This window comes from Lelliottia sp. RWM.1 (assembly GCF_016859735.1).
In the GTDB taxonomy this organism is placed as follows: domain Bacteria; phylum Pseudomonadota; class Gammaproteobacteria; order Enterobacterales; family Enterobacteriaceae; genus Enterobacter.
On the sequence record NZ_WLVC01000008.1, the window covers coordinates 81,409 to 102,062 of the forward strand.

Sequence of the window (20,654 nt, forward strand, 5' to 3'; positions counted from 1 at the left end):
AACCGCTGTGTAATTAACGCGTGATCGCGTACAGCGTGCCGTCTTTTGCCTGGATCAACAATTTGCCATCAGCTAAGACAGGGTCCGTCAGGAAGCCTGAGCTATCGACTTTTTGCTGCGCAACGAAGCGACCCGTTTCTGGATCAATCCAGTGCATGTAACCTTCGCTATCACCCACAACCAGACTACCGTTATACAGTACTGGTGCAGTCAGCAGACGATGCAGCAGATCGCTTTGTGTCCACAACGTTACGCCGCCTTCCGTGTTCAGCGCCAGCAAGCGATCGTTCTGATCGACCATATAAATACGGTTGCCATCAACAATAAAATCATTCACTGAACCCAGTTCACGTTTCCACATGATCTGACCACTACGCAAATCCAGCGCAGTCAGGTTTCCATTATATGCCAACGCGTACACCACACCATTGACGATAACCGGCGTCGTGTCTACGTCGCTCAGGCGGTCGATTTCTGTAGAACCTGTCGCCTGGGAAATACGCTGCTGCCAAATCATCTGGCCTTGCTGCATCAACACCGCGCTTACACGGCCGTTGTCACCACCAACAATGGCAGCGCCAAACGCAGTAGCAGGAGCTGATTCACCACGCAGAGACAGTGAAGGCATATCCAGGTTTACTGTCCATTTAATCAGACCGTCAGCTTCATTCAGAGCCTGCAACTGACCGTTGCTGGTATGAATCAGCACCAAACCATCGCTAACTACAGGACGAGACAGGGATTCACCTGCTACGGTGGTTTGCCACGCAATCGAACCATCACTGCTGTTCAACGCATAAACCTGCGCTTTTTCGCTACCCACATACACATGACCACCAGCAACCGTCAGGCCGCCCGACAGCAATGCAGGTTTACGAGAGAACCAACCGTCTTTTTCCGCCAGGTTAACAGACCACACTTCTTTCCCGTCATCGGAATTCACGGCTTTCACTGTCCCTTTGCGGTCAGCCGCATAGACAACGCTGTCAGCAAATGCCGGATGCAGGTTGGAATAGAAATCGCCAATACCATCACCCACAGAAGTGCTCCATGCGGTAGATGGGGTAAACTGATTTTCAACAGTCGGCAGCGGGGACATTTTTACAACATCCTCTTCACCACTGAACAGTGAACAGCCACTCAATAAAGTAACAGAAAGCAGTCCTGGCAGAAGTAATTTACGCAATTGCATCGGGTCCCTCTCAGACGGACAAATTATTTATTTTCATCTGCATCATTTCGCTCAGCGCGGGTGAAGCGTTGCTTTTCACACCCGCTTCCCACGCACTGCGCGCACCCTGCTTGTCGCCCTTGCTCAGCAACGCTTCGCCACGCAGATCGGCAACAATCGCCGCAAAACCTTCACCTTTGACGGTATCGAGGGTTTTCAGTGCATCATCGGCTTTATTTTGCTGAACCTGGATACGTGCCAGACGCAGATTAATCACCGCTTTCAGGTTTTCATCGCTTGCAGCGGAGAGACCCTGAGTAAGCTGAGCAACCGCTTTATCCAGTTCATTTTGAACAACAAACTGTTGAGCGACTTCCAACGCAGCCAGCGCGCCGTAGGTGTTTTTGTTTTCTGCTGCAAACTTCTCTGCAGCGGCCAGCGTTTGCGGCTGATCGGCACGAATAGCGCTGACGGTGTTTTCATAAGACTGCGACGCACCGCGAGCCGAGTCAGCCTGATGATTGTTCCAGTAGCGCCAGCCCATCAGCGCACCTACACCAATAATTACCCCAACAGCCAGGGCTTTGCCGTTTTCAGCAAAGAAGCGCTTGAGCGCATCAACCTGCTCGTTTTCGTTCTCGTAAATTTCCACGCTGTCCTTCTCCTTAGCCCAATAAAGTGCGCAAATGCGCTGCAACGCCATCCTGCGTTACCGTTATTTGCTCACCAGAGCGCAGGTCTTTTACCACCACTTCGCCGTTAGCCACTTCGGACTCACCCAGCACCAGTGCGATACTTGCGCCCCACTTATCAGCACGCGCAAACTGTTTTTTAAAGTTGCCGCCGCCATGGTTGGTCATCAGCTTAATGCCCGGCAGTGCATCACGCACGCGCTCAGCAAGCTGCATAGCTACAGACTGCGTATCCGCGCCTGAAGCGACCAGGTATATATCGACAACAGAATCTGCTTTAAATTCCGGATTAACTGCCTGAACCAGCAAAACAAGTCGTTCAAGACCCATTGCAAAGCCCACTGCCAGGGCCGCACGGCCACCCAATTGCTCAACCAGGCCATCGTAACGACCGCCTGCGCAGACCGTTCCCTGAGAACCCAGGCTCGATGTTACCCACTCGAAAACGGTACGGTTATAGTAGTCCAGACCGCGAACCAGACGCTGGTTTACAGTGTAGGTAATACCCGCCGCTTCAAGCAGTTTGCACAGACCCGCGAAGTGCTCTCGTGACTCTTCATCAAGATAATCACCCAGTGCTGGCGCATCGTTCAATAGTGTTTGAACGTCAGGATTCTTGGAGTCCAGAACGCGCAGTGGGTTTGTGTACATGCGACGCTGGCAATCTTCATCCAGCTTCTCTTTATGCTGTTCCAGGAAAGCTACCAGCGCATCACGGTAGTTTGCACGCGCTTCCAGCGAACCTATAGAGTTCAGTTCTAAAGAAACATGTTCGGAAATACCAAGCGCACGCCACCAGCGAGCGGTCAACATAATCAGCTCAGCATCAATGTCTGGCCCTTGCAGACCAAAAACTTCAACGCCCAACTGGTTGAACTGGCGATAACGACCTTTCTGCGGACGTTCGTGGCGGAACATCGGGCCGATATACCAGAGACGCTGCTCCTGATTGTACAGGAGACCATGTTCGATGCCGGCGCGTACGCAGCCCGCCGTACCTTCAGGGCGCAGGGTCAGGCTATCGCCGTTGCGGTCCTCAAAGGTATACATCTCTTTTTCAACTACGTCGGTCACTTCGCCGATCGCACGTTTGAATAACGGGGTCTGCTCTACAATCGGCAAACGGATTTCGCTGTAACCGTAGCTGCCGAGCACCTGTTTCAGTGTGCCTTCAATGCGCTGCCAGATGGCGGTCTCGCCAGGCAGATAATCGTTCATGCCGCGGATGGCTTGAATATTTTTTGCCACGTTTACTCTCTTTCTATACACAAAAAAGAACCCAAAGAATGGGTTCAATCATACATGGGAAGCTCGCGGCTTCCCATCACGTTATTTATCAACCTGCTGAACACTGATGCGCTGTGTCTCATCCAGCATCGTCGCTTTAGCGCGAATACGGGCTTCGAGCTGGTCGATCATGTCGCTATTATCCAGACGATCTTTGCGAACGCCATCTTCATAGAGACCACTTTTCTTGTTACCGCCCGTCACACCGAGGGTTGACACCAGCGCTTCTCCCGGCCCATTCACCACGCATCCAATGATAGAAACGTCCATCGGGGTGATGATATCTTCCAGGCGCTGCTCCAGCGCGTTAACCGTACCGATGACGTCAAATTCCTGACGTGAGCAAGTGGGGCAAGCGATAAAGTTGATCCCACGCGCACGGATACGCAGTGATTTCAGAATATCGAAGCCGACTTTGATCTCTTCGACAGGATCGGCTGCCAGCGATACGCGGAGTGTGTCGCCAATCCCTTCAGAAAGCAGCAATCCCAACCCGATGGCCGACTTAACCGATCCGCTACGCAAACCACCCGCTTCGGTGATCCCGAGATGCAGAGGCTGATCAATCTGTTTCGCCAGCAGACGATAAGATTCAACCGCCAGGAATACATCAGAGGCTTTTACGCTGACTTTAAACTGATCGAAGTTCAGACGATCCAGATGATCCACATGACGCATGGCGGATTCCAGTAACGCTTGCGGCGTTGGCTCACCGTATTTTTCCTGCAGGTCTTTTTCCAAAGAACCCGCATTCACACCAATACGGATAGGAATATTGTTGTCCCGCGCGCAGTCCACGACCATGCGGATACGCTCTTCATTACCGATATTGCCTGGGTTAATACGCAGACAATCTACGCCATATTCGGCAACCTTCAGGGCAATGCGATAGTCGAAATGGATATCCGCAACCAGTGGAACACTCACTTGCTGCTTGATCAATTTGAATGCCTCAGCGGCATCCATTGTCGGCACGGAGACGCGAACTATATCCGCGCCCACACGTTCTAATGCTTTGATTTGGTTGACCGTCGCTTCAACATCTGTTGTACGCGTATTGGTCATTGACTGGACGGCGATAGGAGCCCCATCGCCAATCGGCACATTCCCAACGTAAATTCGTTTCGATTTTCTACGTTGAATCGGAGCCTGATTATGCATGAAAAATCTCCCGCGTTGCCTGTCTGTTACTGTGCTGCTGATTGTTCGGCATTAACGGTAAGACGTGCAACCTGGTTAGTTCTGATAAAACGGCTCAGATCGACAGGTTTGCCCTGATATTGAATCTGCACCGCTGATGGTGCGCCAATCTTAAGCTTATACGGGGCCTGGCCTACCAAATTCAGTGTGCCATCTTTACGCTGCAAGCCACTGAACAATTTTTTACCCGTTGCGTCAGTGACTTCCAGCCAGCAATCAGCAGAGAAATTCATCACCAGTGCATTCGGATTGGCCGCTGCATTCGCAACAGCCGCCTGATCGGTTGGTAAAGGTTGCGCTGAATTGTCAGCCGGAGAGGTCGCAGCAGGTACGTTTGCAGCAGTATCAACATTCGCCTGGGAAGGGGCAACCACCGTATTTTGTGCCTGAGGCTGAACGGCTGGGTTAGCATTTGAGGCTGGCGTTTGCGCAGGATCGGTTGCCTGTGCATCCGTCGTCACTTGCGGTTCATTGGTACTTGCGGTGTTATCCGTGTTTAACGGCACGCTTTGCGCGCCGTCGTTACCCGAATTATTGAGCTCTGCAGAGGATTGATCGGCCATTGTGGTGATCTCTTCCTGCTGTGCCTTATGGTTTTGCCACCACCAGGCGCCCGTTAAGCCAATAACCACAAACAGCACCAGCCACGTAAAGCTCATTAACCAGCCATCACGTTTTTTACGACGTTTACCGAGGGAGAAAGTTTGCATTGGCGCAACTTTGGCCGCTCTGACCGGCGCCTGCTTCTCCATCATTGGCAGCAATTCGTTTTCGGGGATATGCACCAGTTTTGCGTAAGAGCGGATATAACCACGCAGAAATGTTGAAGCCAGATCGGCAGGAGCCTTATCTTCTTCAATATCGCGAACCGTGGAAACTTTCAGACACAAGCGTTCTGCAACAGCTTGTTGGCTGAGTCCGAGTTGTTCACGGGCGTTGCGAAGACGAACGCCAGTGGAAAGTGCTTCATTTTGGTCGTGAGTGGCTTCAGTATTCATTCGCTACTACTACTTACTGGTACGTGTAAATTAGGGTCCAGATGCCGGTGAGTCACAATGCCACCCGCACCGCGAAACTTCTGGTCAGTTAACCTTGAACAGACAGTATAAGACTGTCGGGCCATAGATGACAGCGCAGCCCTGCCCACGAAGCTAAACTGTTGTTACGTCGCTACATACTGCCCGAAAGTCATATGAAACGCACCGTAATTATTAATCAATCATGATGAATATGACTGATTATTCAGTAAGGTTATGCGTCACGGCGCAGATAATGCGCCGTGACTGCATAATAATCAAACAGCTTTCACCGCAATCGTCTCGCCCTGCATGCGTTTACGCAGAGTACGTTTAGTACGATCGATGACATCCCCCGCTAACTGACCGCATGCGGCATCGATATCATCACCACGTGTTTTACGCACGATAGTGGTGAATCCGTACTCCATCAGCACTTTGGAGAAACGGTCAATACGGCTGTTCGAGCTACGGCCATACGGCGCGCCAGGGAACGGGTTCCATGGAATGAGGTTGATCTTGCACGGCGTATCTTTCAGCAACTCAGCTAACTCATGCGCATGCTCAGTACCGTCATTCACATGATCCAGCATGACATATTCAATTGTCACACGGCCCTGGTTAGCATTGGATTTTTCCAGATAGCGACGCACACCCGCCAGGAAGGTTTCGATATTGTACTTCTTGTTGATAGGTACAATTTCGTCACGAATTTCATCGTTCGGCGCATGCAGAGAAATGGCCAGCGCTACATCGATCATATCGCCAAGTTTATCCAGCGCAGGCACAACACCTGAGGTCGAAAGCGTCACGCGACGTTTGGACAGGCCAAAACCGAAATCGTCCAACATGATTTCCATCGCCGGAACCACGTTAGTCAGGTTGAGCAGAGGCTCTCCCATTCCCATCATCACCACATTGGTGATTGGGCGAGTTCCGGTCACTTTTGCCGCACCAACAATTTTCGCCGCGCGCCATACCTGGCCAATAATCTCAGAAACGCGCAGGTTGCGGTTGAAGCCTTGCTGAGCCGTGGAGCAGAACTTACATTCCAGTGCACACCCTACCTGGGATGAAACGCACAACGTTGCGCGATCGTCCTCCGGGATATACACGGTTTCAACGCGCTGATCGCCCACAGCAATCGCCCACTTAATCGTACCATCGGAAGAGCGCTGTTCTTCTACCACTTCCGGGGCCCGAATTTCAGCCACTTCTTTCAGCTTATTACGCAGCACTTTGTTGATGTCAGTCATGTCATCAAAGTCGTCGCTGCAATAGTGGTACATCCATTTCATCACCTGGTCGGCACGAAACGGCTTTTCGCCCATCTCTTTGAAAAACTCGCGCATCTGCTGACGGTTCAGATCCAGCAGGTTGATTTTTCCATTTTTATTAGGAACCGCTGCAATGGCGACTTCGGAGGTGTTAACTAATTCAGACATAATTTTTTCCGGCCTCGTTGTTACACGTTATGGCCCGTGGAGGGTTGAAAAGAAACGCCCCGGTGAGCAGTCTGCTCTTCCGGGGCGTTGCATTGTACAAAGTCTGACGCAGGTATGCCACGTCTGCACGCGGCATTTACGAAATAAAGTGTAAACGAACTCGCTGGATTAACGAGTGCGTGCGCACACTTCGCCTTCGCCGAAGAAGTAAGCGATTTCGCGCGCCGCAGATTCTACAGAGTCGGAACCATGCGTACCGTTCTCAGTGAAGCTGTCAGCATAGTCAGCACGCAGTGTGCCAGCCAGTGCATTAGCCGGGTTGGTCGCACCCAGCAGGTCACGGTGACGCTGTACGGCATTTTCGCTTTCCAGAACAGAAACCACGATCGGACCAGAAGTCATGAACTCGACCAGGCCATCAAAGAAAGGTTTACCGTCGTGTTCAGCATAGAAGCCGCGAGCCTGTTCAACGCTCAGGTGCAGCATTTTCGTGCCAACAATTTTGAACCCTGCTGATTCAAAGCGAGCAAAGATGCTGCCAATAACGTTTTTTGCCACCGCGTTGGGTTTGATGATGGAAAAAGTACGTTCAATAGCCATGATTACCTCTGTGATCTGTTCTGTTGTTTTGCATACCTGAGTATGGTGTGGCGCGGATTATAATGAGCAATAACGCCATTGCCTATGGATTCAGGTAACATTTTTTTAAAATAAGACGAGTTTTAGCAACAGGTCACATCTACAGGTATTTTTCCACTACTGCAGCGTAAAGTTAATTGTCGCTACCTGCCCCGCCTCATCCAGTACCAGTAACTGATAATCACCAGATTTATCAAGCTGTAAACTGTAAACACGGCCCTTTACTGCCAAAGGCTCACCATTGAGGAACCACCAGCGATCGCCACTGCTACCGCTAGCCTGGAGCGGTAACGACACGCGCGGCTCGCCAGGAAGACGTTTAATCACCGCGCCATCCCGTATACCTGACAACATCAACGGCGCAGGTGGATCCTGTGACAACGGAGGGCACGAGACTGACGACTCAGGGATCCTGGACGCCCGACGCTCATCTGCTGGCAACCAGGGTTCCAGTGGTAATGGCCACACCTCCAGCCACTTCTCTGTCGCGCCAGGACAATCTGCAGCCACACGTTTACCGTTGTTATCCAGCCAGACAGGGAAACGGATCCCTCTGATACCGTCTTGTTCCGGCAATAATAACGTTGGCGGTTCACTCCCTTCCAGCAGCCAGGTCGAAAGGCGACGGCGGCAGTTTTCATTACCATCCGGCAAAGATTGCCCACCCGGCCAGCAAATAACGCCACGTCCAACGGATGCGGGGCGCGGATCGCGTGGCAGACGTGCATCATCAACCGTTGAACGGGACTGGAGCATATTGTTGACCTGGTTAAGCAGTGGAACTGCACTCGCAAAACCAAACTGGCCTGCGACCGGCGTGCCATCCGGTCGCCCAGTCCAGATCCCGATGAGGTAGCGCGCATTAAGCCCTACAGCCCAGGCATCCCGATATCCATAACTGGTTCCTGTTTTCCAGGCGAGTGGGGCAATCTGCGGCAACGCACCATCGGGTAGTGGCTGTGCTTCATTGGCCAGGATCCGGCGAATAATCCACGCCGCACCGGGAGAAAGCAGAGGACGCTCAAGAAGCGGGTCGCCAGGCTGAACACGTAATCTGGCCGCTTTGCCATGACGTGCAAAAGCACTGTACGCCGCCGTAATATCTGCAAGCCTTGCACCTGCACCGCCCAGAATAAGTGACAAATTAGGCTGGGCCCCCGCAGGCAAGATCAGCGGCAACCCGACATTGTTCAGCATTCCGGCAAAACGTTTCGGCCCGTAAGCTTCCAGAACCTGCACTGCCGGAAGGTTTAGCGAACGCACCAGTGCCTCACTCATACTAACGGGGCCATGAAAGCCGCTGTCGAAATTACCAGGCCGATAATCTCCAGTCCTCCGGGGCACGTCCTGCAATAAAGAAGCAGGATGGATCAGACCGTCATCCAGTGCCATACCATAGATGAAGGGCTTCAGAACCGAACCCGGCGAGCGGACCGCATTGACCATGTCAACATGGCTGAATCGGCTGTTATCGTTGATATCAACCGACCCCACCCAGCCACGTACCTTCATCGTGGTATGATCGACAACAACCATAGCCAAAGAGCTGCGAGCAGGCAGGCGCGATTTCCAGTTCATTGCCAGCTCTTCAAGCTGTCGTTGCAGGGATGCATCCAGCGTCGTAACAATTTTACTGTCACGGCTTTTGCTGAGCATCATGCGCGAAAAAAGTGGCGCCAACTGCGGCATTTGTCGCGGCGCTAACCACACCGGTTCTTCACGTGATTCTTTCACCTGTTTTTCTGACCAGATACCTTGCGTCACCATCCGGTCGAGCACTTTATTTCGTGCAGCCTCAGCGCGGTCCGGCCAGCGATCGGGGCGCAACCGGCTGGGGGCTTGCGGTAATACCGCCAGCAGCGCCGCCTCTGAGTAACTCAGTTGCGACGGCGGTTTCCCCAGATAGGTCCAGCTTGCAGCGCCAACCCCTTGCAACGTCCCACCAAATGGGGCGCGATTGAGATACAGCGTGAGAATATCGCGTTTCGAGAGATGCCATTCCAGTTGCACCGCCCGCCAGAGCTGGCGGATCTTGCCACCAAAAGTACGCGGATGCGGATCCAACAAACGTGCGACCTGCATGGTGAGCGTACTTCCGCCAGAGATCACTTTCCCGGCACTGAGATCCTGCCAGGCGGCACGCAATACGGAGAAAGGATTCACGCCTGGGTGATCCCAGAACCAGCGATCTTCATACTGGATCAAGGCATCAAGATAGCGTGGTGAAACCTCTTCAATGGTCACCGGGTAACGCCAAATCCCCTCGCTGTCGGCAAATCGCCACAACGGCGTCCCCTGTTCATCCACGACCACCCGCGCAGGGTTAACCTCTTTCAGCGGTAATGGCCACAGGCGATCGGCTATAAAGATCAGCCCCCACAGAACGAGAAGCGCTCCCGCAAGCCACAGCCAGCGGGAGCGTAACAGGCGAGCAACCCGCATCTTACGGAACAACAATCAGCGGGCCACTGGCCGCACCCGTAGCCCGCCACTGCGGAACATACATAGATTCCACCATAGGAAGAGGAACATGATATGTCCCCGGCGTTACGGCACGAGCCAGATAAACCAGCGTCACCGGCTGGCCTTCATTGACAGGTACTGCCGCCACAAAGCGATCGTCACGAAACTCCATATGCTGAATATCCGCCTGCTGCATCTGGCTGAGTAAGTTCTGCACTTCACTCCCGCTGTCCTGCAAGCTGGCGCTGCTGCTTGCCAGGTTTTGGTTTTCCAGTTCAAGCCCCGCCGGGAGCAGATCAACCACCAATGCATCCGGTACATTCTGGCTCGCCCTCACCTCAAGCCATACCAGTACCAGTTCGCCGCTTTTCAGCGAAGAGAGAGATTTCGTGCTGCCATCTGTTGCCAGAATATGTCGCTCGACCTGCAAAACATTAGACGATGGCTGAGGGGCATATTCCGGGTAGCCCGTACTGTCAAGACGAACCCACAGCGGCGTCGTCCCGGTATTGGTGATCTGCAATGCACTGAGCTGATCGCCATTCACATTTTGAACCTGTGCCTTATCACTACCAAGCGCGGTATCGGAGATGCTGGTTGTCGCCTGCCATGCTCCGGAAATCGTCTGCAGTGAACGTCCCGCCAGGAACAGAGCATTACTTTCCTGCGTAGAGAGCCAGCGCTGACTGAAAGCCTGCTCAGAGAGGGTATTGAGCAGCATATTTTGCGCATCCGGAAGCAATTTGTACTCTTCCAGCAGAGAGAGCATCAACGCATTGTCGCGAAGCTGGCTGCCGTAATCCGCCATCCAGTTTTTACTGTCGTTACGCGGCGTCTTAATGGCTAAATCCAGCGCCTGCTGGCTTCGTGGTGCATCCCCCATCAGCTTTAACGCCATCCCCATCTGCATCAACGGCAATCCGGAAGCCGCCTGTGCATGGCGCTCCCAAATTTCACGCAGTGCGCCAAGTGGGGCTTTTTGCTGGCGCGCCAGAACCAGGGCCGCATAAGCCTGGACCGCAAACTTACTGGCCTGCGTATCATCACTGTAACGAATAGACATCATGCCCGGGTCTTGCAGGTAGCGTAGCAGACGGTTATTGGCGTTATTCACTGCATCTACAGGCACGCTATACCCTTGCTCACCCGCACGAACCAGGAAATCGGTCACGTATGCGGTCAGCCAGTACTCTTCCGGGCCATTTTTATCCCAGAGGGCGAAACCGCCATCTTCACGCTGCATTTGCAGTAAGCGGGAAATGCCAATATCAATGGCTGCCCGACGTTTCTCATCCGTATCGCCTTTAATACCAAGCGCGGTTAACTGTGCCGCATTGGTATAGAGTGACGGGAAAAGGCCACTGGTGGTTTGCTCCAGACAACCGTACGGATAGGCCTGAAGCTCTCGGATGTAACGCGCCAGGTTCAGCGGCGGCTTGCCGCTGAGCAACAGCTGGCCCTGCAACGTAGCAGGTGAGAATCCGCTGAGATGCTGCGATGGCGCACGCCAGGACTCACCAGGGTTCAGCATTGCGCCTGAATTCACCGTCTGCGCCGGGTAAGCCGGACGAACACCAATTTTCCAGCTCTTCTGTTGCGGCACAAATGTTTCGCCAGGAAGAGTCAACCCGCTCACCTGCGCGTTAATCTCGCCGTCACCATAGCCATCAAGCGCCCGCACCGGGATAAACATCGTACTGCGTGACCCAGGAGCAAGCTGAACCGGCTGAGGCTGAGCACCGGCAAGCGCCAGCTTACCGGATGCGGTTAATGCCACGCTCAGCGTTTGCGGCTGATCCGTCAGGTTTGTCAGATCCAGCGTTAACCTTGAAGTATCGCCACTGGCGAGGAAACGCGGCGTGTTGAGTTCAGTGATGACCGGCGCAGCCACAATCACCTTACTTTCGCTACTACCGAAGTCGGCTTCGGTCCAGGCCTGTGCCATGAGGCGCAATTCGCCGTTGAAATCACCGATTGGCAGGGTAATAGTGCCTTCACCGTTGGCATCAAGCTCCACTGGCTGCGCCTGCTGAGCAATAATCGTGACATGGTTCACCGGTGGTTTACCGCCACGCTTCAGTTCATCGCCATCCCCACCAAAGCGAAGGGCAGCCTTGCGCCCCTGCCCTTCTATAACCTGGCCGTAAATATCATAAATGTCTGCGCCATAGCGTTTTTGCCCGAAGAACGCCTGCCACGGATCTGGCGTGACGTAATCCGTAATATTCAGAACACCGCTGTCTACTGCGGACACCAGAACATTCACTTTCTGCGGCACAGCACCATCTTTAACGCTGGCTTTCACTTTTACCGAAAGCGTCTGATTGGGACGCATTTTCTGTGGATTATCCAGCGCAATATTCAGACGACGATTCTCATCCCCCATAGGTAAATGCAATAAGCCCACCGCGCGTTTTGGTGTAGCTGATTTGGATTTATCTCCAGGGCGAACCACCAGTGTGCTCAGATACAGATCGTGACGTTTCCAGGCTTTATCAATTGGAATAGCCAGATCCAGTCCGTTCGCCGGGACGTCGATCTCCTTCCACCACAGCGGACCATCGCTGGACTCAATCATCGCATAGCCTTTACCCGCAGCAGGCGCGGCAATGTGTAGATTGATGGTGTCACCTGGTTGATACGCAGGTTTATCCATTTTCAGCGTCACGCGATCAGGCCGCGCAGCTCCTGCGCCATCGCTGTTATCCTGCCAACTGTAACCTGCCCAAAAACGCACGCTGCTGACTGTCTCATCTGGAGCTTTCACTTCCAGGCGGTAGGAACCCCATTCCACCGGGAAGCTCACTTTTCCGGTCTCATCGTCAGTTAAATCAAGTGCCTGTTCGCCTTCGACCAGGTCTTTTTGATCAAACTGTGACTGCCACCCATCGCTTTCCGACCAGTTCCAGAAATAGTCCCGGCGCTCACGGATCAGGCGGACCTGCAAACCGGAAACCGCTTTTTTAGCACCGCTGGCATCAGCATAAACAATGTCAAAACTGGCATTGCTGTTTTCATCGACGATAGGCTGATTAACGGTCGTATCCGTGCGGTAATCGTAAACGGCTTTGCTGGCAAACTGCGGGCGAATACCTGGCAGCGTCTGCGCTGGCCAGATGGCTTGTTCCGCACGACGCGTTACCGGACGTCCGCCTGATTCCAGCAAGCTGGCCTGCAAGATAACCTGCAATGGCGAATGTGCCTCTTTCCACTGGCTTTCCGTTGAAATCTGTCCTCGCCCCATGTCATTCAGTGTAAGTTGCACTTCATCGAGGCTACGTGTCAGATTCTCTTCGGCGATATCACCGAACTGAAAGCCTGGCAGCGCACTAACGGCCTCACGTAATGGGCGCAGGAAAAGCTGGCCTTGCAGGCTATTACCATTGGCGGGCGCGCCGTAAAGGTAATATCCCACCACATCAAATTTAACCTCATCTTCCGGAGAAACAGGCATTTTTTGCCCGGACAGGTTCAGCGCCATGCGTTCCGGCATGAAGTCTTCTACGTGGAAATCCCACATCCGCTGCTGGTTGTCGCCCGTATTAGCCCGGACATGCCACATCCCGGTTTGTGCCCCGCTATCCAGCGGATAAGTAAAGCGGTAGAGACCATTTTCTGATTGAACAACCACGGTTCTGGCAACTTGCCCGTCGGGACGCAGAACATCGAGTTTCACCGGCTGCGCGGGAAGCGGCTTACCGTCGCTGTCACGGAGCAAGCCGTTCAGGATCACCGTTTCGCCAGGACGATAAAGATCGCGAGGGCCGAACATAAAGAACTGTTTGCTGTAGCCAGGCGCCCCCGCGATATCAAACTCAGCAAGATCCAGCGCCGGAAGTTTAAGATCGAGCAGCGTTGTCTGACCCTCTTTACGCGCCAGGATCAATGCGGCTTCTTTATCCGTTTCAAGCCTGACATGGCCGTCAGCATCGCTCACACCCTGCGCCAGGGTTTGCCCTTTATCATTGAGCAATGTGACATCGATGCCTGACTGTGCCGCGCCGTTTTCCAGGCCCTGGGTAAAGATATCAAGGCGGTTATGATAACGATGAGCGGACAGACCAATATCACTCAACGTAAACAACGTTGCCGCATTGCTGTAGTTGTAATGTCCGGCTTGATTCATTACGGCGATATAGACACCAGACTGCTGCAATGGCTTGATGTCATTCAAAGGTAATAATAATTTTTCACGTGTATTACGTGCAGGGTTCAGATCAAAACGACCTGTATAGACCAAATCGGCCATCTTCAGCAGATTGTCGGACTCCCAGTTGGTCAGAGAATTGCGGTACTCCCACTGGCTCACAAACGCGGCCAGAGACTCCGGTTTTACGCGGTAGAAATTCACGTCCACATTATTCACGTTGAGGGCCATAACTGGCAGCCCCTCAACCACTTTTCCTGGCAGTAGCGAGCCACGGCTGGCGAAACCGACCGTCGGTTCGACATCCCGGGTGGTAAGTGCTTTTTCGTAGTCGATGCCAAAGGTCGCTTTGTTTAACGCCTGCAAATCGCGTTCGACAGTGACAACCAAATTGCGATTCGGCTCCAGGTGGCGCAGACGCAGCTCTTTCAGATTAGGAGCCAGCTCCCACGCCCCATCCACTTTGCCGCTTTTCTTGTCCACAACATGAACCGTTTTGGCAAAATCCTGATCGGGATTCAGTGGGATGGAAAAGGTCAGCACCAGCGTCGCGGCTCCGTCAAGCTGCACCTCGGAAGCATCCAGCAGAGTCAGCGACTTCCCCTGGCTTTGGGCAGCCAGTTTTGCCAGTTGTTCTCCGTTTGGTTTTGCCGGCGTTTTCGCTTCTGTCGTCGCGGTAGATGCTGCAGAAGAAGCAGCCTGAGGTTTCTCGTCGCTGTTATCACAGCCAGCGAGCGTAAATGTGGTGAGCAGTGCGAGAGAAATCGCAGCTAAACGAAACGGTTTCATCCTTTGTCCCTGGCCCATGGAGCCTGTTGGTCGTCATCCGGATAAGTATTATCCGCAAGTTTCATTAATACAAAAAGTCCCATTTGAGATTTTAGGAATTGGGAAAAAAACAGGGCGTTGCTCGCGAGTTGAACGCGGTTTGCTTGTCGGTGTCAGAAAAAACATCGACAATCCGGTGTAATGGATAATGAAACGGAGGCAACCATGTCCACCTCATATTTTGTCACAGCCGACTGGCTGATTGAGCATCACGACGATCCGGAAGTACAGATCCTTGATGCACGTATGGCTCCCCCAGGACAAGAACATCGCGATGTCCCGGCGGAATACCGTGCCGGGCATCTTCCAGAGGCGGTTTTCTTTGATATTGAGGCCTTGTCCGATCACACCACTGCCCTGCCACATATGATGCCACGGCCGGAAGCTTTTGCCGTGGCGATGCGTGAACTTGGTGTAAGCCGTGATAAGCATCTTGTGGTCTACGACGAGGGTAATCTGTTCTCTGCCCCCCGTGCATGGTGGATGTTAAAAACCTTCGGCGTAGAGAAAGTCTCTATCCTGGCGGGGGGGCTGGCAGGCTGGAAGCGTGATGAGCTACCGTTGCAGCAGGGTGATGTCTCCCTGCCGGAAGGTGATTTTGACGTTAGTTTCAATGCCGATGCGGTAAAACGCCTGACCGATGTCCTGCTGGCGAGCCACGAACACACGGCCCAGATCGTTGATGCTCGTCCCGCGCCGCGCTTTAAAGCCGAGGCTGATGAACCGCGTCCAGGCCTGAAACGTGGGCATATTCCCGGTGCGCGTAATGTGCCATGGGGCGATCTGGTGTTTGAAGGGGAACTCAAAACCACCGACGAGTTACAGGCAATTTTTGAACGTCAGGGCGTGGATCTGCACCAGCCGATTATTGCCAGTTGCGGTTCTGGCGTGACGGCCGCAGTTGTTGTTCTGGCGCTTGCTACGCTGGGCGTGAACAATGTGACGCTCTATGACGGAGCCTGGAGCGAATGGGGAGCACGCGACGATCTGCCGGTGGAACCGTCTGTGAAGGCCTGACGAAACATCACGTAAAGACAGTATCGGGGTGAACACTCACCCCGATACTCATCAGATAATACGGTTGGTTTTTAAATCTCTCAGGAAACCACCCCAGCGACGTTCATAGAAGGGAGAGATGTGTTCAGTAATGAAATGGCTGATGCCCTTCTCACCTTTAACCACCCGACAAATGTCAATCGGCTCATCGCCCGGGAGTGTATCGGTAGCAACACTTCCCGCCGCCTGAATGATCTCGTCAATATCACCATCCGCTTCAATACCGATCAGTAAAATTGGCTGTTCGTCAGCGCTCTCCTTAATTGAGCACAGAAACGCACGTTTCACCGGTTTAAGGGTTTTGAACAGGGTCGTCAGCGAGTCAATCATCTGCGCAGGCGGCTCGGCCACCTCCGACAACAGCAGCGTTTCACCGCCTTCAATCACCTCTTGCATGCTCAGTGGATCCCCTTCCTCGCCAATCAGGTGGCTGATTTCACGCGGAGTAAACTCTTTCCCGGTCGGCAATTTGGCATTCAGGAACAGGGTTTCGCCCAGCGTCATATCAAACAGGGTGCGCACAGGCATGACAACAAACGCTTGTTCGTCTTCAACGGCTTTCTGCAATGCATCCAGAGAGGTGAAGAACGGGATCACTGATGTGCCGTCGTCTTTTTCCCAGTGCAGCAGATCCAGCGCACTGTCTTCAACAACCTGCTCACCTTCCGCCGCGGCCCCAGGAACCCAAACGGTGGAATCCAGCAAAGTGCGGAAGAATGCCGGGCGGTGGGCAGGCTCCGTCGCCGCCTGTTCCAGCAAGGTTTCTAATTCGTTTTTGGTTTCGGACATAACAATTCCAGATGTTGCATTTTCCCCTCCCCTTGTGGAGAGAGGGGAATGGCAATTACTCAGCGGTCAGCAGGTTCGCAACGGTACGTACGCCGAGACCGGTTGCTCCCGCAGACCACTGCTCAACGGCCGCTTTACGGTAAGTTGCTGAGCAGTCGATATGCAGCCAGCCTTCGTGGTAGTTCTCAACGAAATGAGACAGGAAACCTGCTGCGGTACTCGCACCTGCCGGATAAGCAGCGCTCGCGGTGTTATTCAGTTCGGCAAAGTTTGATGGCAACTGGCTGCGGTGGAACTCAGCCAGCGGCAGACGCCAGAACGGTTCGTTCTCAGCGGCGGCGCTCGCCAGCAGACGGGCAGCCAATTTGTCATCGAAGCTGAACAGTGCGTGGTAATCGTTACCCAATGCCGTTTTTGCCGCACCGGTCAGGGTCGCCATGTCGATAATCAGCTCTGGCTTCTGGGCAGAAGCGTCGATCAGGCCATCAGCCAATACCAGACGACCTTCCGCGTCCGTGTTCATCACTTCGACGTTTTTGCCGTTACGGTAGCGAATAATGTCGCCCAGTTTGAAGGCATTACCGCTCACCATGTTGTCTGCACAGCACAGGTACAGCTTCACGCGCTTGTTCAGACCACGGGTAATCGCGAATGCCAGCGCACCGGTAATCGTTGCAGCACCACCCATATCAGACTTCATGGAATCCATGAACGCGCTCTGCTTCAGGCTGTAACCACCGGTATCAAAGGTGATGCCTTTACCCACCAGACAGGCAAATACAGGCGCCGCTTTGTCGCCTGTTGGGTTGTAGTCCAGTGCCAGCAGCACCGGAGGGCGCTCAGAACCACGGCCCACAGTGTGGATCCCCATGTAGTTCTGTTCACGCAGATCTTCGCCCTTGGTGATGCGATATGACATTTTGTCACCCGCAACGCCGCACAGCAGGTCAACTGCACGCTGCGCCAGTTGCTCAGGGCCAAGTTCCTCAGCCGGCGCATTAATGGTATCGCGAACCCAGTCAATAATTTTCAGGCGGCTTTCCAGCTCTTTCTGACCTGCTTCATCAAGGTCTGCCCACTCAATTTTGCGGGAACCTTTTGGCGCTTTGTAACCTGCCCAGAATGCCCAACTGCGATCGATATCCCAGCCTTCGCCCGCAAGGGTGACATGTTTAATGCCAAGACCGTCGATTTTACGCGCCGCGCGCTGGATCAGACCTGAATCATCTTTGCCGGTCAGGTGCAGGGTAATACCGTCGTTGTTAATGCTGTAGGCCGCCTTCTCACCCCAGCGCGCATCGGCAGGCTGCGTAGAGAGCGTAATCTTCATCGCTTCGGTCATTTTATTTATCCTTATTAGCAAACGGGCCGCCTGAAGGCAGCCCATAGAGTCTCTTTCCACTAAATGATTCGCGTTGCAGGAAGGCGGCAAGCGAGTGAATCCCCAGGAGCAGAGATCACTCTGTGACTGGGGTAAACAAGCGCAGCCAACACATCGGCAACGTGAAGCATGACGTGAAAATTATTCTGCTTCATCTAACCAGACTAACAGAATCGCCTCCAGAATTTTTTCATTCGATGCGTTTGGATCATCATCAAAATCGTCTAAATCGCAAATCCACTGATGCATATCGGTGAATCGTACGGTTTTCGGATCGAGATCCGGATTGGCATCAAAAAGTGCCTCGCCGATTTCACGGCTGTCTGTCCATTTCAGTCCCATATCAGTGCTCACGTGCGTGGTTGATGGTGTAGCGTGGGAACTCCACGACCAGATCCTCGTCGGTCACGCTTGCCTGGCAGCTTAAACGACTGTCCGGTTCCAGACCCCATGCTTTATCCAGCATGTCGTCTTCATCTTCAGTGCTCTCCGCGAGAGAGTCAAAACCTTCACGCACGATGCAGTGGCAAGTGGTGCAGGCACAGGATTTTTCACAGGCGTGTTCAATCTCGATACCGTTACGCAAGGCAACATCAAGAATGGTTTCGCCAGTCTCAGCTTCCAGAACTGCGCCATCCGGACAGAGGTCCGCATGAGGCAAAATAACAATCTTTGGCATATTAAACCTCGTCCACGGACTGGCCTTTCAGCGCGACGCGAACAGATTTGTCCATGCGGCGAGCGGCGAAGTCCTGGGTTTGTTTATCAACGTTTTTAATGGCTTCTTCTATTGCATCAGCGTCATCGCCTTCAGCAACCACACGTAAGGTGTCGGCAGCATCGTCAATCACCTGACGCTCAGCGGCGCTTAGCAGCGCGGCATCGGCAGTGAGTGCACCTGTCAGACTTTCCAGCACGCGTGCGGCTTCAACTTTCTGTTCTGCCAGCATACGAGCCTTAACATCCTGATCGGCGTAGCTCATTGAATCCTGAATCATGGTGGCGATTTCGCCATCGGTCAGACCGTAAGAAGGTTTCACCTGGATGGACGACTCAACGCCTGTCGATTTTTCCATCGCCGTCACGCTGAGCAGGCCATCAGCATCAACCTGGAAGGTCACGCGAATATGCGCGCCACCCGCAGGCAATGCCGGAATGCCTCGCAGCGCAAAACGCGCCAGCGAACGGCAGTCCTGCACCAGTTCACGTTCGCCCTGCATCACGTGAATGGACATGGCAGTCTGGCCATCTTTAAAGGTGGTGAATTCCTGCGCCCGCGCCACCGGAATCGTGGTGTTACGCGGGATCACTTTCTCCACCAGGCCGCCCATAGTTTCTAAACCGAGGGACAGCGGGATAACGTCCAGCAACAGCATTTCGCTGTCCGGCTTGTTACCTACCAGAATATCCGCCTGAATAGCAGCACCGATAGCAACGACTTTATCCGGATCGATGGAGGTCAGCGGCGTCCGGCCAAAGAATTCGCCGACGCGTTCACGTACCAGAGGTACGCGAGTAGACCCCCCCACCATGACCACTTCCAGCACCTCATCAGCTTCAACACCCGCATCTTTCAATGCGCGGCGGCAGGCCAACAGCGTGCGTTTTACCAGGGAAGTAATTAGGTCATTAAACTGTTCACGGGTGATTTCACCCTGCCAGCCAGCCACGTTAATGGTGACAGACTGCGCATCGCTCAGCGCAATTTTCGCATCAATAGCCGCATCCAGCAGTTCACGCTGCACGCGCGCATCACTGCGATCGGTAATGCCCGCCTGCTGGCGGATGTAATCGGCCAGCAGATGGTCGAAATCATCGCCGCCCAGCGCGGAATCCCCGCCGGTGGCCAGCACCTCAAACACACCACGACTCAGGCGCAGAATGGAGATATCAAAGGTTCCGCCACCCAGATCGTAAACTGCAATCACCCCTTCCTGACCAGAGTCCAGGCCGTAAGCAATTGCAGCCGCAGTCGGTTCGTTCAACAGACGCAATACGTGCAGACCCGCCAGACGCGCCGCGTCTTTCGTACCCTGACGCTGCGCATCGTCAAAATAGGCTGGAACGGTGATAACCACGCCGTCGAGCTCGCCCTGTAGCGTCTCGGTCGCACGCGTCGCCAGCGCTTTGAGGATGTCCGCGGAGACACGAATCGGGTTCAGCAGACCGGCCTCTGTTGCGATCATCGGCAGGCCATTTTCGCTTGCCTGTAACTGATAGGGCAAATGCGGGTAACGGGTTTGAATATCGGCCAGAGAGCGGCCCATCATTCGTTTGACCGAACTGATGGTATTGGCAGGATCGCGCGAAGCATTAGCGCGCGCGTCATAGCCCACCACGTAGCCCTGCTCCTGATAGTGGACTACGGACGGTAACAGGTGACGCCCTTCGGCATCTGCAAGCGTTTCCGCCTGGCTGCTACGCACGGTTGCCACGAGGGAATTGGTTGTGCCTAAGTCGATGCCCACCGCCAGACGACGCTGGTGCGGCGCGGCACTTAAGCCAGGCTCACTAATTTGTAATAAGGCCATAATTGCTTC

At 53.6% G+C, this 20,654-nt stretch carries 15 protein-coding genes; 1 reads left to right on the forward strand and 14 read right to left on the reverse strand.

The annotated features are described in order from the left end of the window. Positions 1-13: 13 nt before the first annotated feature. The 9 genes from bamB to GF617_RS09180 all read right to left on the reverse strand — a co-directional run bounded on the left by bamB (position 14) and on the right by GF617_RS09180 (position 14,849). Complete coding sequence (gene bamB, locus GF617_RS09140; RefSeq protein ID WP_203451536.1) at positions 14-1,192, reverse strand: outer membrane protein assembly factor BamB; 1,179 nt, start codon at positions 1,190-1,192, stop codon at positions 14-16. A 10-nt stretch (positions 1,193-1,202) separates the two neighbouring features. After that, a complete protein-coding gene (locus GF617_RS09145) occupies positions 1,203-1,823 on the reverse strand; it encodes a YfgM family protein (RefSeq protein WP_181620369.1) in 621 nt (206 codons plus the stop codon). A 13-nt stretch (positions 1,824-1,836) separates the two neighbouring features. Further along, positions 1,837-3,111 (reverse strand): histidine--tRNA ligase, encoded by a 1,275-nt coding sequence (gene hisS, locus GF617_RS09150; protein ID WP_203451537.1) that lies wholly within the window; start codon positions 3,109-3,111, stop codon positions 1,837-1,839. 81 nt (positions 3,112-3,192) lie between these two features. After that, positions 3,193-4,311, reverse strand: a complete 1,119-nt coding sequence (gene ispG / locus GF617_RS09155; RefSeq protein WP_181620371.1) for a flavodoxin-dependent (E)-4-hydroxy-3-methylbut-2-enyl-diphosphate synthase — start codon at positions 4,309-4,311, stop codon at positions 3,193-3,195. A 26-nt stretch (positions 4,312-4,337) separates the two neighbouring features. Further along, positions 4,338-5,348 carry a cytoskeleton protein RodZ gene (gene rodZ, locus GF617_RS09160; RefSeq protein WP_181620372.1) on the reverse strand — a complete coding sequence of 337 codons (1,011 nt, stop codon included), beginning with the start codon at positions 5,346-5,348 and terminating at the stop codon, positions 4,338-4,340. 296 nt (positions 5,349-5,644) lie between these two features. After that, on the reverse strand, positions 5,645-6,811 hold the full coding sequence (locus tag GF617_RS09165; protein WP_181620373.1) for a bifunctional tRNA (adenosine(37)-C2)-methyltransferase TrmG/ribosomal RNA large subunit methyltransferase RlmN: 1,167 nt from the start codon (positions 6,809-6,811) through the stop codon (positions 5,645-5,647). Positions 6,812-6,979: 168 nt separating this feature from the next. Then, a complete protein-coding gene (gene ndk / locus GF617_RS09170; RefSeq protein WP_181620374.1) occupies positions 6,980-7,411 on the reverse strand; it encodes a nucleoside-diphosphate kinase in 432 nt (143 codons plus the stop codon). Between the two features lie 156 nt (positions 7,412-7,567). After that, positions 7,568-9,892, reverse strand: coding sequence for a peptidoglycan glycosyltransferase PbpC (pbpC, locus tag GF617_RS09175; RefSeq protein WP_203451557.1), 2,325 nt, complete (start codon positions 9,890-9,892; stop codon positions 7,568-7,570). A gap of 1 nt (position 9,893) precedes the next feature. Then, positions 9,894-14,849: an alpha-2-macroglobulin gene (locus GF617_RS09180; protein ID WP_203451538.1), complete on the reverse strand. Its 4,956-nt coding sequence runs from the start codon at positions 14,847-14,849 to the stop codon at positions 9,894-9,896. A 204-nt stretch (positions 14,850-15,053) separates the two neighbouring features. On the opposite strand from GF617_RS09180, the gene sseA reads away from it, so the two are divergent. Then, positions 15,054-15,905: a 3-mercaptopyruvate sulfurtransferase gene (sseA, locus tag GF617_RS09185; protein ID WP_203451539.1), complete on the forward strand. Its 852-nt coding sequence runs from the start codon at positions 15,054-15,056 to the stop codon at positions 15,903-15,905. A 51-nt stretch (positions 15,906-15,956) separates the two neighbouring features. Here the strand turns inward: sseA and sseB are convergent, their stop codons facing one another. The 5 genes from sseB to hscA form a co-directional block, all read right to left on the reverse strand. Then, positions 15,957-16,733 carry an enhanced serine sensitivity protein SseB gene (gene sseB / locus GF617_RS09190; RefSeq protein WP_181620377.1) on the reverse strand — a complete coding sequence of 259 codons (777 nt, stop codon included), beginning with the start codon at positions 16,731-16,733 and terminating at the stop codon, positions 15,957-15,959. A 55-nt stretch (positions 16,734-16,788) separates the two neighbouring features. Beyond that, positions 16,789-18,075: an aminopeptidase PepB gene (gene pepB / locus GF617_RS09195; RefSeq protein WP_181620378.1), complete on the reverse strand. Its 1,287-nt coding sequence runs from the start codon at positions 18,073-18,075 to the stop codon at positions 16,789-16,791. A gap of 180 nt (positions 18,076-18,255) precedes the next feature. Then, the gene (gene iscX, locus GF617_RS09200) at positions 18,256-18,456 is read right to left on the reverse strand and encodes a Fe-S cluster assembly protein IscX (RefSeq protein WP_181620379.1); all 201 of its coding nucleotides are present in this window, start codon (positions 18,454-18,456) and stop codon (positions 18,256-18,258) included. A 1-nt stretch (position 18,457) separates the two neighbouring features. Continuing rightward, positions 18,458-18,793 (reverse strand): ISC system 2Fe-2S type ferredoxin, encoded by a 336-nt coding sequence (gene fdx, locus GF617_RS09205; protein ID WP_181620380.1) that lies wholly within the window; start codon positions 18,791-18,793, stop codon positions 18,458-18,460. Between the two features lies 1 nt (position 18,794). After that, positions 18,795-20,645 carry a Fe-S protein assembly chaperone HscA gene (hscA, locus tag GF617_RS09210; protein WP_181620381.1) on the reverse strand — a complete coding sequence of 617 codons (1,851 nt, stop codon included), beginning with the start codon at positions 20,643-20,645 and terminating at the stop codon, positions 18,795-18,797. Positions 20,646-20,654: the final 9 nt, after the last annotated feature.